The following is a 14889-nucleotide window of genomic DNA, read 5'->3' as shown; positions in this document are numbered from 1 at the left end:
GGGCGGGGCGCGCTTGAGGTGCGCAAGGCAAGTATAGATTATTGGGCAAATAATCGATTCTCGGGAAGAGAATAGAGGGAACGGGGAACACACGAAACGGGCGGGCTCGCGGCAGATACTTGCCGGGGAGCCCGCCCGCGCAGTGCGGTTTCGGGTGATCAGGCTTCCGTCGAAGCCTTCGCGTACGACGGCTCCGCCGCTGTCACCGGCGCGGGCTCGGGGCCGCTCTCGCTCAGGCCGATCCGTCCGTGCAGCTTCTTCAGGAAGGGCGGCGCGTACCAGGCCGAGCCACCGAGCAGGCGCATCGCGGCGGGAACCAGTACGCCGCGGACGGCGATGGCGTCGATGAGGATGGCCAGTCCGCTGCCGAGGCCGAACATCTGCATGAAGGTGATCTTGGCGGTGCCGAAGGCGAAGAAGCTCACGGCGAGCAGGAGGGCCGCCGCGGAGACGATGCGTCCCGTGTGACCGAGGCCGTTGGCCACGGCGGACTCGTTGTCCTCGCCCTGGTCGTGGAGCTCCTTGATCCGGCTGGTGACAAACACCTCGTAGTCCATCGAGAGGCCGAAGGCGATGCAGAACATCAGCACCGTCATCGACACTTCCATGGGCTGTGCTGTGAAGCCGAGCAGTGAGGAGAGGTTGCCGTCCTGGAAGATCCAGGTCATGACGCCGAGTGTCGCTCCCAGGCTGACCACGTTGAGGGCCAGCGCGCGCAGCGGCTGCACGATGCTGCCGGTGAACAGGAAGAGCAGTACGAAGGTGGTGAGGACGACCAGAGCCACCGCGATCGGCAGCTGGCCGCTGATGGAGTCCTTCGCGTCGACGAGTTCGGCGTCGGTTCCGCCCACCAGGGCCTCTGTCCCCTCCGGCGCCGTCACTGCCCGCACGTCCTTGACCAGGGCCTCGGCCTCGTCCGACTTCGGTGTCAGGTCGCTCACCACGTTGATCCGCTGGGCGTCGGGGCGGCCGAGCGCGGGGTTGCCGGGACCGGCCGGCGCGGACCCTTCAGCGGTGTGGGTGCCCACGCTCGTCTCTACCCGGATGACACCGTCGAGGGAGGCCAGTTCACTCGCGTACGAGTTCAACCCCTCCTTGGCCAGCGGCTTGTCGATGACGACGTGGAGGGCCGCCGCGTCGTTGCCGTTGAAGTTCTCCCCGAGCATCGCGGTGACCTGGCGACTCTCGGCGTTCTCCGGCAGAACCCGCTCATCGGGCGTACCGAAGGTGATACCGATCAGCGGGGCGGCCGCCACCAGCAGAACTGCGAGCACGGGCAGCCCGGTGAGCGCGGGCCGCCGCATCACGGTACGGGCCATGCGTCCCCACATGGACCCCTGGACGCTGGGCTGCTTCCGCGTGGCCCACGGCATCCGGCCCTTGTTGACACGGTGTCCCAGGACGACGAACAGGGCGGGCATCACGAACAGGGTGCTGATGGCCGCGATGGCGACGACTCCGACGCCGGCGTAACCGAAGGAGCGGAGGAAGTACTGGGGGAAGACCAGGAGCGAGGCGAGCGCGGCCGCCACCGTCGCCGCGGAGAACGCGACCGTGCGGCCTGCGGTGTTCACCGTCCGGCGGACGGCGTCGTCCACGGAAGCCCCCGCCGCGAGCTGCTCACGGAACCGGCTGGTCATCAGCAGGGCGTAGTCGATGCCCAGTCCGAGGCCCAGGGCGGTGACCAGGTTGGTAGCAGTGTTGGAGACCTCGGTGATGCCGCCGAGGATGGACAGCTGCGCGAAGGCACCCACGATGGCGATGACCGCGATGGCCAGCGGCAGCAGGGCGGAGACCACGCTGCCGAAGACGAACAGCAACAGCACAAGGGTCAGGGGGATGGCGATGGACTCCGCCAGCACCAGATCAGAGACCACCTGCGTCGATATGTCGGCGCTCACGGCGGTGCCGCCGCCGGCCTGGACCTCGAGCGTGCCCTTGTAGGTTCCGGAGTAGGTGTCGATGACGCTCTGGGCGTTGTCCTGCAACGCCGTTTCCCCGCCCTTCACATGGGCGAGGACCAGGGCCTGGTTCCCGTCCTCGGAGCGGAGGTCGGCGAGATTCGTGTCCCAGTAGGAGACCACGTTCGCCAGATTCTTCTCGCCCTTGAGATCGGCGACCAGCGCCTGTCCGCTCTGCTTGGCGGACGGGGTGTCGACACGGCCGTCGGGGGATCTGACCAGGAGGACCAGGTTCGTCTCTCCGCCGAACTTCTTGTCGATGACCTCGACGGCCCGGCTGGACTGGGAGTTCGGGTCGTCGAAGCCGCCGGGCAGTAGTTTGGTGAATGCGCCGCCGCCCACGAAACCCATGAGGGCCACGGCCACGGCGGCGACGACGAGTACCAGCCGGGACCGGCGGATCGCCAGCTCGGCCACGCGTTCAAACACGAGATCTCCTTCGCTTGCACTTGTCAGAACGAAATGAGGGCGCTGTCTGACGCACTCCTCATCGCCGTGAGTGACGTTAGTCAAGGAGAGGAAGATTTAGCAGTGTTTATTTTATTTAACAGTGTCAGTTTTCCCTAGCAGTGAAGCGGGTCCGTCTTCACGTAGAGTGCTCACATCGCCACCCTCCGAAGAGGACACCCATGAAGCTTGCCCAAGTCCGTCTGCTGGTCACGGACTTCCCCCGCTGCTACTGCTTCTACCGGGACGTCCTCGGCCTGAAGCCGCAGTTCGAGGCGGAGGACGGCCCGTACGCGAAATTCACCGCCGACGGCGGCGCCGCGGGTGTAGCCCTGCAGGACCGGGCCCAGATGAGCCAGTTGCTGGGCGAACTGGCTGCCGATCCGACCGGTTACCGGTCCCTTGTCGTCCTGCGAATCGACGAACTGGACCGCTACTGCAAGGACATCACCGCGCGAGGAGCCGTACTCGTCCACGGTCCCGCCCCCATGACGGACCACATGCGCGTCGCCCACCTCAAGGATCCGGCGGGCAACCTCGTCGAACTCCAGGAGTGGCTGGTTCTGCCCGGGTGACGGCGAGAGTTCAGCCGTCGGCCGGACCAGTGGCGGACTCGGTCAGCAGTTGGGAGTGGCCGCCCGCCGTCCGGATTCTCCAGGACTGTGCGCACCGGTACGCGCGGCCCCAGCTCGGGCTGCAACCGGGACGACATCGTGACCGCGAGCATCGAATGTCCGCGCAGGGCAAAGAGGTCGTCGTCGGGGTCGACCCGCGGCAATCCGAAGAGCGCGCACCAGATCGCTGCGACCACGACGGTTGTTGTGGTCCGGACGTCGTCGGAGTCGTCTTCGGATCTGGAGGTCTCGTCTTCTGTGCGCGCTCACTCCTCCGTCCCCTGTCCGGGTCGTCGCTGCTGCAGCTGGGCGCGGCGGTTGCGCAGCCGGGCCGCACGCGCCCGGTCGGCCGGCTCGGCCACCATGGCTCTGTTCGGGCGTCGCCTGCCAGGTGCCGCGCGAGGGCGGCGATGGTCGGGAATTCCATCAGCGACACCAGTGACGTCTTTGCTCCTGGGCGGGCATCTATCAGGGTTGTACGGCGCAGAGAGTGAAGGCCATGCCTCCGAGCTCGAAGAGGTTGTCCTCGAGGCCGTCGTCGTCGCGGTCCCAGGACCTCCCGGCAGATCCGGGGGAGGCGCTCCTCCATGCCGGTGCGGGCCGGCCTCGGACGCTCGGCCCGGGGCGCTGCCACTGCCGTCGCGGGACGCGGGGTCGCGAAACGTCCTCGCCCGGCCATGCAACGACTGGGTCGCGGGGCGCCGTCGACCGGGCCGGGCAGCGACCCGATCGCGGCTGTCGGCTCCGGGACCGCCGCGATGAGCAACCGCTCGAACCGCGCGGCCCTACGCGCTGCTCTCGGTGGCTGTCGCGCTGCTGGCGGCGGGGGCGCTGCGCTCCGGGCTGCCCCGCTCGCCGACGCTACTCCCGACGACCAGATCGGGCTTCGGGACGCTCTGGGTGGTCGGCCGCGAGGTAGTCGAGGGCGCGGGACAGCGGGCCGAAAGACCGGCGGCGTCATGGTGGCCGGGAACACGGCCGTCACGGCCCGGCCGGCCTTTGTGACCTATTCGGGCGGAACCGGGCCCGTGTCGATCAGCTCGCCGAGAGCCGTGGACGGCACGTCCTCCATGATGAGGGCGGGCGGCCCTCGTCCTCGACGACATCGGGGAGACAACGACACCGAGGTGGCTGATCCTGGCGGTGCTGCGGGCTCGCGGCGGGTGCGTTCGAAGAGAGCGGCGAGTTCGGCGTCCTCGATCTGTGGCTGGGGATGGAGTTTCCTGACGGCGGCGGCCTGACGGCCGAGTCGATCGTCGTGCGTGCTGGACGGTGGCCACGCCGCCCCGGCCGATCCGGTCGAGGATGCGGTGAGCGGTTAAAGAGCGCTTTTTCCTGGTGAGGTTGTTTGGTGGCGCTTCGAGGGGCGGGTGGGTTGTGGCCGCTGAGGCGAAAGTGGTTGATGTGGCATGTGCGACAGGAGGCTCCACGCCTCCGCCTATTTGAGTGGGGTCGCTCCTGTCTGATCCCAAAGGCCCCCGGTTGACGCTGTTTGCGCCCTGGGGATGCGTCGCGCCCGACGGTACTACCGAAACATGACGCGACAGCGCCCGTATCCCAGCGACCTGTCCGATGCCCGCCGGGAGTTGATCGGTCCCACGCTCACCGCCTGGCGGGCCGAGCGCAGAGGCAAGGGCCTGGACATCGGCCGCCCACCCGAACACGACCTGCGCCGCATCATGGACGCCATCCTGTACGCCTCGCTGGTCACCCTGGCGCCTTCTGCGAACACCCCGGCCCCGGCGAATTCTCGATCTTCCTCGGGCCTGGGCCTGCACTGCAAGGGGCGGAGGCAGGCTGGATGTGTGGGTGGATGCAGATCTGGCGACCACGCTGCGCATGACCCGGGGGCCCGTGAGGCAGGTGAACGGACCCTTGTCAACCGTCGGGTTTGAGCCTAGCCTGACCGCCCAAGAGGTATGGACCACTGGAGGTCGGTATGCCAAAACCAGTGAAGCGCCGTCGGTTTCTTGCCGGGTCGGCCGTGGTAGGCGCCAGCGCCGTGAGCGCGCTGGCCTCAACGGGACAAGCCAGCGCCACCACGGGCGGAACACATGGTGTGTCTGTCTACGCGAACAACGTCGGCTACACGCCCGACTCCGCGAAACGGGCCGTGCTCGCTACGAGATCGCGAAGGTCTCTCTCTCGATTCACCGTGGTGGACACCGCGACCGATGAAGTCGTCTTCCACGGGCGGCCCCAGCGCGTCGGACAGGTGCAGGGTTGGGACAACCGACACTACTGGTCGGCCGACTTCTCCGAGCTGACCACCGAAGGCGACTACGCGCTGCTCGCCGGCGACGGCCGGTCCCGGCCGTTCAAGATCAGTGAACTCGTGCTCGAACGGTACACGCTGTCCCATGTGGTGCACTACTTCAAGGACCAGCGGTGCACGGGCCGGTTCGACCGGCAGGACCATGAGGCGCCCGTCGGCGAGCACGGCAAACAGGCCATGGATGTGCACGGCGGATGGTACGACGCCACCGGTGACTTCGGTAAACACATCACGCAGCTGTCGGACCACAGTTACTTCAACACGCTCCAGATACCGCTGACCGCGTGGGTGCTGGCCAAGGCTTACCAACAGCTCACCGCGCGCGGAGACTCGAACTTCACGCAGTTGCGGACTTGGCTGGCCGACGAGGCGCTGTACGGGGCGGACTATCTGCGCCGGGTGAAGCTGGACGACGGCACCTTCGTCAACTCGGTGACGCAGCCAGGACCGCCGAAGGATCCCAAGCTCCGCCACATCGTCACCACAGACGACGGCGCACCAGTACAGGTGAACTACCGCGAGGGTGGCGGTGTCGCGATCGCCGCGCTCGCTGTGGCTTGTGCCCTGGACACGACTGGTGAGTACACGCGGGAGGAATACCTGGCCACGGCCGAGAACGCGTTCGAGTATCTCGAACGCAACAACGTCTCGATGACGAATGACGGCAAGGAGAACATCCAGGACGACTACGGCGTGTTGCTGGCCGCCGTCGAGCTGTTCCACGTGACTAAAAAGCAGGTCTACCGTGCGGCCGCGGACCGCCGGGCCGACAACCTCCTGCACCGCCTGGCCTCCTGGCGGTCCTACCACGACTACTGGCGCGCGGACGACGGCGACCGGCCCTACTTCCACCCGTCCGACGCGGGGTTGCCGGTGATCAGCCTTCTCGCCTACACCGAGATCGCCGACTCGAAGAAGGTGCCGGCGGTGCTGGACGTGGTGCGCCGGTCGATGAAGTTCGAACTCGCGGTGACCGCCGAGGTGGCCAACCCGTTCGGTTACGCGCGGAACCTGGTCCAGGACGGCGAAGGGAAGCGACACAGTTCGTTCTTCTTCCCGCACGACGTCACCCCGCGGGAGAATGACAAGTGGTGGCAGGGTGAGAACGCGCGGATCGCGTCGCTGGCGACCGCCGCACGGCTCGCCGCGCACCGATTCTCCGGAGACTTCGCCGACGAACTGCGCTCCTACGCGGCCGATCAGTTGAACTGGATCTGCGGCGCCAACCCGTACGACGTGTGCATGCTCGACGGCAGTGGCCTGAACAACCCCCAGTACAGCTGGAAGGGATCCTGGCAGTTCTTGCCCACCGCGGGCGGCATTGTCAACGGCATCACGGGCCGGAACACCGACGGCAGCGGAATCTCCTGGGACAGGGGTTTCGCCGTCACCGGCAAGGACGACGACTGGCGATGGTTCGAGCAGTGGCTCCCGCACTCCACGTGGTACTTGTACGCCGTGGCCGTTGGTGACTGACTGCGTCGGTGAAGCCAAACGAGTCGTCACCAAGCCATGGCTGAACATTCCGATCGGTCTGGTGATCGCGGCGATCTACTTCATGACTCTCCGTTTCGCGACCGTCAAGTTCAACCTCAAGCCCCCGGGCCCGCGAGCCCGAGGAGGAGGTCGGGGGACTCACCGAGGCGTGAGCCCTCAAGAGGCCGAACAAGGGACGGCCCTTTCCGCAACAGGGACGTTCCAGGCCCTCGGACAGTTCGGAGGCCATCACCACCCGTCGGTTCAGGCGGCTGGCGGGCTGAGCCCGACTACCGCCATCGACATCGCCCGCCGCAGCGCCCCGCTGAGGCCGACACAGGTCCCAACAGTCCCCGATGAAGGAGCCACTGATGAGCCATGCGCAGAACTCTGGGCCGAGCCGACGCCGAGTCCTGGCCGGAGCAGCCGGACTGACAGTCGCGGCGGCGGGGGTGTCGTCCGGTACCGCGTTCGCATCATCGGCCCCGGCTCCGGCCGACGCGGCCCGCTGGCGCCGGCACGCTGTCCGAGTGACGATCACGCGGGATGACTGGGGCATACCGCATATCGTGGGCAAGACCGATGCCGACGCGGTGTTCGGGATGATGTACGCGCAAGCGGAGGATGACTTCAACCGAATCGAGCAGAACTACCTCGTTTCCCTGGGACGTCTTGCCGAGGCAGAGGGAGAGAAGGCGATCTGGCAGGACCTGCGACAGCGGCTGTTCCTGGACCCCGACGCGCTGAAGCAGGAATACGCGAAGTGCCCCGCGTGGCTACGCGCCTTGATGCGGGCCTGGGCAGATGGACTCAACTACTACCTTGCGACACACCCGGAGGTACGTCCACGCGTACTCGACCGGTTTGAGCCATGGATGCCGCTGAGCTTTTCGGAGGGCAGCATCGGCGGAGACATCGAGTCGGTAATGCTCTCCCAGCTCGAAGCCTTCTACAGCAAGCGGGAGGTGCCGGTGACGGAGGAGGAGCGCGGGTTGGTGTTGCGTGAGCCCACGGGCTCCAACGGTATGGCCATCGCGCCGAGCCGCACACGGGACGGTCACGCACTGCTCCTGATCAACCCGCACACCAGCTTCTTCTTCCGTGCGGAACAGCATGTGACGAGCCGAGAGGGACTCAACGTCTACGGGGCCGCCACTTGGGGGCAGTTCTTCATCTACCAGGGTTTCAACACACACACGGGCTGGATGCACACGACGAGTGGTGTCGACAACATCGACGAGTTCGCCGAGACGATCGTGACGAGAGCCGACGGAACTCCCGCGTACCGCTATGGCAAGGAACTGCGCCCCGTCACCACGAAAACGATCACCTTGTCCTTCCGCACCGCTGAGGGTGGGCAGGAACAGCGCAGCTTCACGACGTTCGCCACTCATCACGGCCCGATCGTGCGTGCGACGGAGGGTAAGTGGATCGCATGCGCGCTGATGAACAAGCCCGTCGCGGCACTCGAGCAGAGCTTCCTGCGCACCACGACGCGCGACTACAAGCAGTATCTGAAGGTCGCGGGGCTGAAGGCGAACAGCTCGAACAACACGCTCTTCGCGGACTCGAAGGGTGACATCGCCTTCCTGATGCCGCAGTTCATGCCGGTGAGAGATGACCGGTTCGACTATCTCGAGCCTGTCGACGGCAGCGATCCGGCGACCGACTGGCATGGCCTGCATCGCTTGGACAGCATGCCGAGGGCCGTCAATCCCAGAAGCGGCTGGGCATTCAACACCAACAACTGGCCCTGGACGGCCGCCGGCGCGGACAGCCCTGACGCGGCCGACTATCCACGCTACTTCGACCGGGTCGGCGAGAACCCGCGGGGGCCGCAAGCGGTCCGGGTGCTGACCGCGCGCGACGACTTCACCCCGCAGACCCTCATTGACGCCGCGTTCGATCCGTACCTCACCGCCTTCGCACGCCTGGTGCCAGGACTTGTGAGGGCGTGGGACCAGCTCCACGAGGGCAGCAGGCGGAAGACGAAGCTGGCCGGTCCGATCGGCCTGCTTCGTGGCTGGAACCACCGGTGGGCCGCGGCGTCGACCGCGACGTCGGTGGCCGTGTTCTGGGGAGAGGATCTGTGGGCGCTCACGTCCCAGGCAGCAGCGGAAGCCAGCATGTCGGTATGGGACTACATGGCCGACCGCGCGACGGACGCTCAACGGCTCGACGCGCTCGAGACAGCGACACAGCGGCTGCGGCGTGACTTCGGCAGCTGGAAGGTTCCGTGGGGCGAGATCAACCGCTACCAGCGCAACGATGGCGCGATCGTCCAAGAGTTCAGCGATGCCAAGCCGAGCATCCCGGTGCCCTTCACCTCCTCCAGGTGGGGCTCTCTGGCGTCGTTCGGAGCCAAGGCCTATCCGGGAACGAAGCGTTACTACGGAACCAGCGGCAACAGTTTCGTGGCAGTGGTGGAGTTTGGGCCGAGGGTACGTGCCTGGGCTGTGACGACGGGCGGGGTGAGCGGGCACCCCGATTCGCAGCATTTCGACGACCAGGCCGCACGCTATGCGAGCGGCGATCTGCGCCCTGTCTACTTCTATTCCGATGACCTCAAAGGCCATGTCGAGCGACGGTACCGGCCAGGTCAGTGACCCGCCGTCCGGGATCCGACGGGACGGGACATGGCGTGGGACCGGCACGCTCCGATCACCACGTAGTACGCCCGGCTGCCGCGGGCGTCCGAACTGCGGGACGACGAGCCGGTGTTTCCAGGGTCGCTGACCGGGTTCTCCACGACCAATGGGGAGAGCTATGGTCCTGAGGCCGAATTCACCAAGGCCGTGGTCGATTTGACGGTCGGCGGTGTGGTCGAGACCCGGCCCGTCGGCGAGCGCCTGACAAGCCGTGCAGCTTTGCTGCACGAGTCCGCTGCACCTCAGCGGTCCTGACCGGTCCAGACGGCCACGCATGCACCCCTGGTCGACCATTGAACCCCTAAGGATCACCATGACGAGCCTGTTCGACCCGTTCACACTTCGCGGCGTGACAGCACGCAATCGCATCTGGCTGGCCCCCATGTGCCAGTACTCGGTCGAGGCTCAGGACGGAATCCCGACCGATTGGCATCTGGTGCACCTTGGCGCACGGGCGACAGGAGGGTTCGGTCTAGTCATGACCGAGGCCACGGCAGTCGCACCGGAGGGCCGCATCTCGCCGCAGGACACTGGGATCTGGACTGATGATCAGGCAGAGGCCTGGATACGGATCGTCGAGTTCATCAAAGCTGGGGGAGCAGTTCCGGCCATCCAGCTCGCGCACGCGGGGCGCAAGGCATCGACCGTCCAACCTTGGCACGGCAGGGCCGCGGTCGCTCCGGAGAACGGGGGGTGGACCACGATCGGCCCGTCCCCGACCCCGTACCCCGGTCTCCCTGTCCCCCGCGCCATGGCGTCCGCCAACGTCCACGAGACAACCCGGGCCTTCGCACACGCAGCCCGACGGGCGGTGGCTGTGGGGTTCGGTGTCATCGAATTGCACGCGGCACATGGATATCTGCTGCACGAGTTCCTTTCCCCCCTTTCCAACCAGCGAACGGACGAGTACGGCGGAACCCTCGCGAACAGGGCCCGCCTGCTTTTCGCGGTGGTGGACGCCGTGCGGCAGGCCATTCCGGACAGTACGCCGCTGTTCGTGCGGTTTTCGGCGACTGACTGGGTCGAGGGTGGCTGGACACTCGACGAGACCGTCGAGCTCTCGGCGCAACTGGCTGAGCACGGCGTGGATCTCTACGATCTCAGCTCCGGCGGCAGCGACCCGCGCCAGCAGGTCCGGCTCGGGCCCGGATACCAGGTGCCCTTCGCCCGCGGTGTCCGTGTGAAGGCCGGATTGCCGACGGCGGCGGTCGGTTTGATCACCGAGCCGCGGCAGGCCCAGGACATTCTCGACGAAGGCTCTGCAGACGCCGTATTCCTGGGGCGGGTGGCCTTGCGTGAATCGGCGTGGCCCCTGCGCGCAGCTCACGAACTCGGGGTGGCGGCGACGGGCGCACCGTACCCCGTGCAATACCAGCGGGGCAGCTACAGCAGCTGAGCCAACCACAAGCAGGCTGACCTCCGAACGCCCCACATTTTTGTTAGACGCCCTGGTCTCCGCAGGCCCTGCCCCTCGGGGAGCGGAGTGACCAGGACCGCAACCGGCAGGTGTTTGGGCAGTTGGATTGGGTCATCTTTGCGGCGGTTTACCATCCACACCGCCGCGTACTGCGGTCCGTCCGAGAGGTCGTCGCCGAGTGTGTGCTGACGCAGCCCGTCGAGGCATGAACTGCCCGTGCGGTGTCCGAGGCTGTCAGCATTCCCGATCTGCCGATCGGAGGAGGGTGTCATGATGAACTGCGTCAGTAGGCCGGAGTCGGCGCATCCCGGACGGATCGCGAACCTGGGATCCGTTGAAGCCGGACGGAATGAGTCGCGATGCGGGATCTCGACGGGGTGAGTGCCGGGCGGGTCGGGTCGGCGCCGTCCGCGGTGAGCCGCTCGCACAGGGATTGACGGCACTTGTGACGGCGCGGTTGAGGGGGCCACGAGGAGGTCCGCGTCTGGGTCGTCGGCGATCGAGGCGAGGTACCCGTGGCGGACGGCGTCGGCTGTCGACGCCTGGCCTGCGGCCGGTGTTGCCCCGTTGACGGCGGGCTCCAACTCGGCGGCCAGCGCCCGGACCCGTTCCGGCCAGGACAGAATCTCGCGCACGAAGGCGGCGCTCATCCTGTCCGTATGTACGTCAGGCGTTCGCCGCCTCGTCGCTGAGGCCGATGTACATCGTCCGATGCAGTTCGCCGACGTGTGCGCTCAGCAGACGGGCCGCCAGGGCGGCGTCGTGTGCGCCGAGCGCCGATCTGATCTCTTTGTGCTGCTGGTTGCTGATGCGCAGGTAGCTCATGGAGTAGGGCAGGAAGTAGCAGTACAGCTCACCGGTGACCTGCTCGTACAGCGCTGTCGCGCTCGGCGGGCCGCCGCTGCGCACGATCGTCGAGTGGAACCGGATGTCCGCCTCACGGAACTCGGCCCAGGTGTCGGCGGCGTCCATGTCCCTGATCGCGGCGTCGAGACAGTCGAGTGCCGCGTCGTCGATCCGCTCGGCGGCAAAGTGCGCGAAACCCGCCTCCATCACGACCCGCTCGTCGATCAGTCGGTGCACGTGGTCGCTGTCCTCGTGGTACGCGGCGGCCTCGGCCACGGTACCCCGCCGAGGCCGTGGGGCGATGAAGGTGCCCCCGTTGCGGCCGGGCCGGCGCTCGACGACACCCTCACGTTCCAGCGCACCGAAGGCGCGGCGGACGGTGATCTCCGCGACACCCAGCGCAGCGGCGGTGGCCGGGACGTTGGGCAGCCGCTCTCCCGGAGCCAGTAGGTCCAGGTCGACGGCCAGGGAGATCCGTGCCCGCACCGTGTCGATCGCACTGGTGCGGCGGATCGCCGCCAGCGGTCCACGGCTCAGTGCACTCGCGGTGCTGTATCGGGTCTGGCTTGCCATACGGGCAGCCTAGCCGTGCCTTAGGGCAGCCCGAACCGTCGGCTGCGACCTGGTGCAGTTCGACCGCAGTGCCTCGGTGCGGTTCACAGAGCCGTTACCCCCAACCCCTTTACATGCTCAAAGTGAGCATGTTTCTATGGCCGAAATTAACCTCTGTTCTGTCCGGAACAACCACTTGCGGGTGGACAGTACCGATTCGAGGGCATTGATGAGGATCTCTGGACTGCAGACCGCAGGAACGCCTGGCGACGTCGAGGCCAACCTGCGAGAGCTGGACGCGGCCTGCGCGAGGGCTCGCGCCTCGGGCACCGAACTGCTCATCACCTCGGAACTGTTCCTCACCGGCTACGACATCGGAGACCGCGTGTTCGAGCTGGCGCGCACCGATCTACTGTCGCCCGTCCGGGAGATCGCCCGGCGCCACGGCCTCGCCCTCGTCGTCGGCCTTCCGGAACACGAGGACGGCGCCGTCTACAACAGCGCCTTCTTCGTCGACCCTGCCGGCACGGTCCTCGGGCGCCACCGCAAGACCCACCTCTTCGGCGAACTGGACTGCCGCTGCTTCACCCCCGGCGACCGGCTGGCCACCGTGGTGGACTTCGGCGGGATCCGCGTCGCCATGCTCATCTGCTACGACGTCGAGTTCCCGGAGAGCGTGCGTGCGGCGGCCTTGGCAGGCGCCGACCTCGTCGCCGTACCGACCGCCCAGATGGAGCCGTACGCGTTCGTCGCCGACCATCTGCTGCGGGTGCGGGCCTGGGAGAACCAGGTGTACATCGCCTACATCAACCACGACGGCACCGAGGGCTCCCTGACCTACGTCGGCCGCAGCTCCCTCACCGCTCCGTCCGGTGAGGTCCTGGACTCGGTCCAGCACGGCAACCGGCTCCTCTTCGCCATCGTCGACCCGGCCGTCGTCGCCCGGTCCCGCAAGGACAACCCCTACCTGCTCGACCGCCGCCCGGGCCTGTACGCCCCCGTCGTCCCGGAGGACCGCGCATGCTGACCAACTCCACACCCCAGAGCTCCACCGCACAGAGAACGCCGAGCAATCTCGACGGTCGGCTCGGCACCGGTTCCATCGTGTTCATGGTGATCGCGGCCGCCGCTCCGCTGACCGTCGTCGGCGGTAACGTGCCCCTCGCCATCGCCGGCGGACCGGGGGCGGGAGCCCCCGTCGGCTTCGCCCTCGCCTCCCTGATCCTGCTCGTCTTCGCCGTCGGCTTCGTCACCATGACGCCCCACGTCCCGCAGGCGGGCGCCTTCTACGCCTACGTCACTCGCGGACTCGGCGGCCGTCTGGGGGTGGGGACGGCGGCTGTGGCGCTCGTCGCCTACACCGCCATCCAGGTCGGCGTGTACGGCTACCTGGGCTGGGCCGTCAACGAGGCACTGCACGGCTTCGGTATCGGCTTCTCGCTGCCGTGGTGGGCCTGGGCACTCGCCACAGCCGGCGTCGTGGCCTGCCTCGGCTACCGCCACATCGAACTGAGCTCCAAGGTGCTCGGCGTCGCCCTCGTCCTGGAGATCGCCGTGGTGGTCGTCCTGGACGCCGTCATTTTCGCCCGCGGCGGGGCCCACGGCATCACGGTGGGGTCGTTCACCCCGCACGCCGCCCTGTCAGGGCCCCTGGGCATCGCCGTGCTCTTCGCCCTCACCGGCTTCATCGGCTTCGAGGCCACTGCTGTCTTCCGCGACGAGGCACGCAACCCCGACAAGACGATCCCCCGGGCCACCTACCTGGCCGTGCTGATCATCGGCGGCTTCTACACCCTCTCCTGCTGGGCCCTGGTGCTGGCCGCGGGAGACGACCAGGCCGCGGCCGTGGCACAGCGGACGGTCGACGGACAGGGCAACATGCTCGTGGACACCGCACAGGCGTACGTCGGCACCACCCTGCGCGACCTCATACAGGTGCTGCTGCTCAGCAGCCTCTTCGCCTGCGTGCTGTCCTTCCACAACGTCATCGCCCGCTACACCTTCACCCTTGCCCGCCAGAACCTCATGCCTGCACGCCTGGGAACGGTCCACCCCCGCCACCGCTCGCCGTCCACGTCATCGGTCGTGCAGAGCATCACCGCGGTGGTCCTCGTCGTCGGCTGCGCCCTGCTCCAACTCGATCCACTGGTCGGGGTGTTCGGCTCCATGGCCGGCGTCTCCACCGTGGGCATGGTCATCCTGATGCTCACCACCTCCGTCGCCGTCCTGGTCTTCTTCGTCCGCAACCCCGGCATCGCCCCGGGCAAGACCTGGCAGACGCGCATCGCGCCCGCACTCGCCATCCTCGGCCTGCTGACCGGCCTGTGGCTGGTACTGGCCAACTTCACCCTCGTCACCGGCGGCAGCCCGACCGTCAGCATCGCCCTCGCGGCCGTCCCCTTCCTCGCCCTCGTGGCCGGCATCCTGCCCGGACGGCGAGCCGCACGCTCGAGCGCGGCAGAGGCCCCCGCCGCACCGAACGGCTGACAGTCGGCCGTTCACATCAAGGCCCGAGATTCGAGCCCGACCCAAACGACTGAGCCACGGGGCACACGGATTTGCTCCTGTGGCGCGCGCGGCGCCGCTGGCCGCCGTGCCGTGGACAGAAGTCTCGTGGTGCTGTCCGTGGAACGCGACAATGAGGCACCATGGC

9 protein-coding genes and 3 pseudogenes are annotated in these 14889 nt (G+C 67.3%); 8 read left to right on the top strand and 4 right to left on the bottom strand.

The features are described from left to right. Positions 1 to 158: 158 nt before the first annotated feature. Complete coding sequence (locus ACZ56V_RS35105; RefSeq protein ID WP_468947642.1) at positions 159 to 2390, bottom strand: MMPL family transporter; 2232 nt, start codon at positions 2388 to 2390, stop codon at positions 159 to 161. A 200-nt stretch (positions 2391 to 2590) separates the two neighbouring features. Between ACZ56V_RS35105 and ACZ56V_RS35100 the strand changes: the two genes are divergently transcribed. Beyond that, positions 2591 to 2983, top strand: coding sequence for a VOC family protein (locus ACZ56V_RS35100; protein WP_468947640.1), 393 nt, complete (start codon positions 2591 to 2593; stop codon positions 2981 to 2983). Positions 2984 to 3066: 83 nt separating this feature from the next. On the opposite strand, the pseudogene ACZ56V_RS35095 reads toward ACZ56V_RS35100, so the two are convergent. Next, a pseudogene (locus ACZ56V_RS35095) lies at positions 3067 to 3219 on the bottom strand (phosphopantetheine-binding protein); the annotation flags it as partial. Between the two features lie 1338 nt (positions 3220 to 4557). Between ACZ56V_RS35095 and ACZ56V_RS35090 the strand changes: the two are divergent. The 5 genes and pseudogenes from ACZ56V_RS35090 to ACZ56V_RS35070 all read left to right on the top strand — a co-directional run. Further along, positions 4558 to 4719: pseudogene (locus tag ACZ56V_RS35090) on the top strand (IS5 family transposase); the annotation flags it as partial. Between the two features lie 305 nt (positions 4720 to 5024). After that, a complete protein-coding gene (locus ACZ56V_RS35085) occupies positions 5025 to 6773 on the top strand; it encodes a glycoside hydrolase family 9 protein (protein ID WP_468947639.1) in 1749 nt (582 codons plus the stop codon). A 22-nt stretch (positions 6774 to 6795) separates the two neighbouring features. Then, positions 6796 to 6946 (top strand): annotated as a pseudogene (locus tag ACZ56V_RS35080) (PTS transporter subunit EIIC); the annotation flags it as partial. A 357-nt stretch (positions 6947 to 7303) separates the two neighbouring features. After that, the gene (locus ACZ56V_RS35075) at positions 7304 to 9379 is read left to right on the top strand and encodes a penicillin acylase family protein (protein ID WP_468947638.1); all 2076 of its coding nucleotides are present in this window, start codon (positions 7304 to 7306) and stop codon (positions 9377 to 9379) included. Between the two features lie 355 nt (positions 9380 to 9734). Further along, positions 9735 to 10817, top strand: a complete 1083-nt coding sequence (locus tag ACZ56V_RS35070; RefSeq protein ID WP_468947636.1) for an NADH:flavin oxidoreductase/NADH oxidase — start codon at positions 9735 to 9737, stop codon at positions 10815 to 10817. Here ACZ56V_RS35070 and ACZ56V_RS35065 read toward each other — a convergent pair. After that, positions 10805 to 11488 carry a hypothetical protein gene (locus ACZ56V_RS35065; RefSeq protein ID WP_468947634.1) on the bottom strand — a complete coding sequence of 228 codons (684 nt, stop codon included), beginning with the start codon at positions 11486 to 11488 and terminating at the stop codon, positions 10805 to 10807. The two genes, ACZ56V_RS35070 and ACZ56V_RS35065, sit on opposite strands and share 13 nt — an antisense overlap. Before the next feature lie 16 nt (positions 11489 to 11504). Then, complete coding sequence (locus tag ACZ56V_RS35060; RefSeq protein ID WP_468947632.1) at positions 11505 to 12257, bottom strand: FadR/GntR family transcriptional regulator; 753 nt, start codon at positions 12255 to 12257, stop codon at positions 11505 to 11507. A 208-nt stretch (positions 12258 to 12465) separates the two neighbouring features. On the opposite strand from ACZ56V_RS35060, the gene ACZ56V_RS35055 reads away from it, so the two are divergent. Next, positions 12466 to 13263, top strand: a complete 798-nt coding sequence (locus tag ACZ56V_RS35055; protein WP_468947630.1) for a carbon-nitrogen hydrolase family protein — start codon at positions 12466 to 12468, stop codon at positions 13261 to 13263. Beyond that, positions 13257 to 14723, top strand: coding sequence for an APC family permease (locus ACZ56V_RS35050; RefSeq protein WP_468947629.1), 1467 nt, complete (start codon positions 13257 to 13259; stop codon positions 14721 to 14723). The genes ACZ56V_RS35055 and ACZ56V_RS35050 overlap by 7 nt, the downstream gene beginning before the upstream one ends. Positions 14724 to 14889: the final 166 nt, after the last annotated feature.

The sequence above is a fragment of the Streptomyces sp. NPDC034099 genome (genome assembly GCF_055575415.1).
This window is presented reverse-complemented; position numbering and strand designations above follow the sequence as displayed.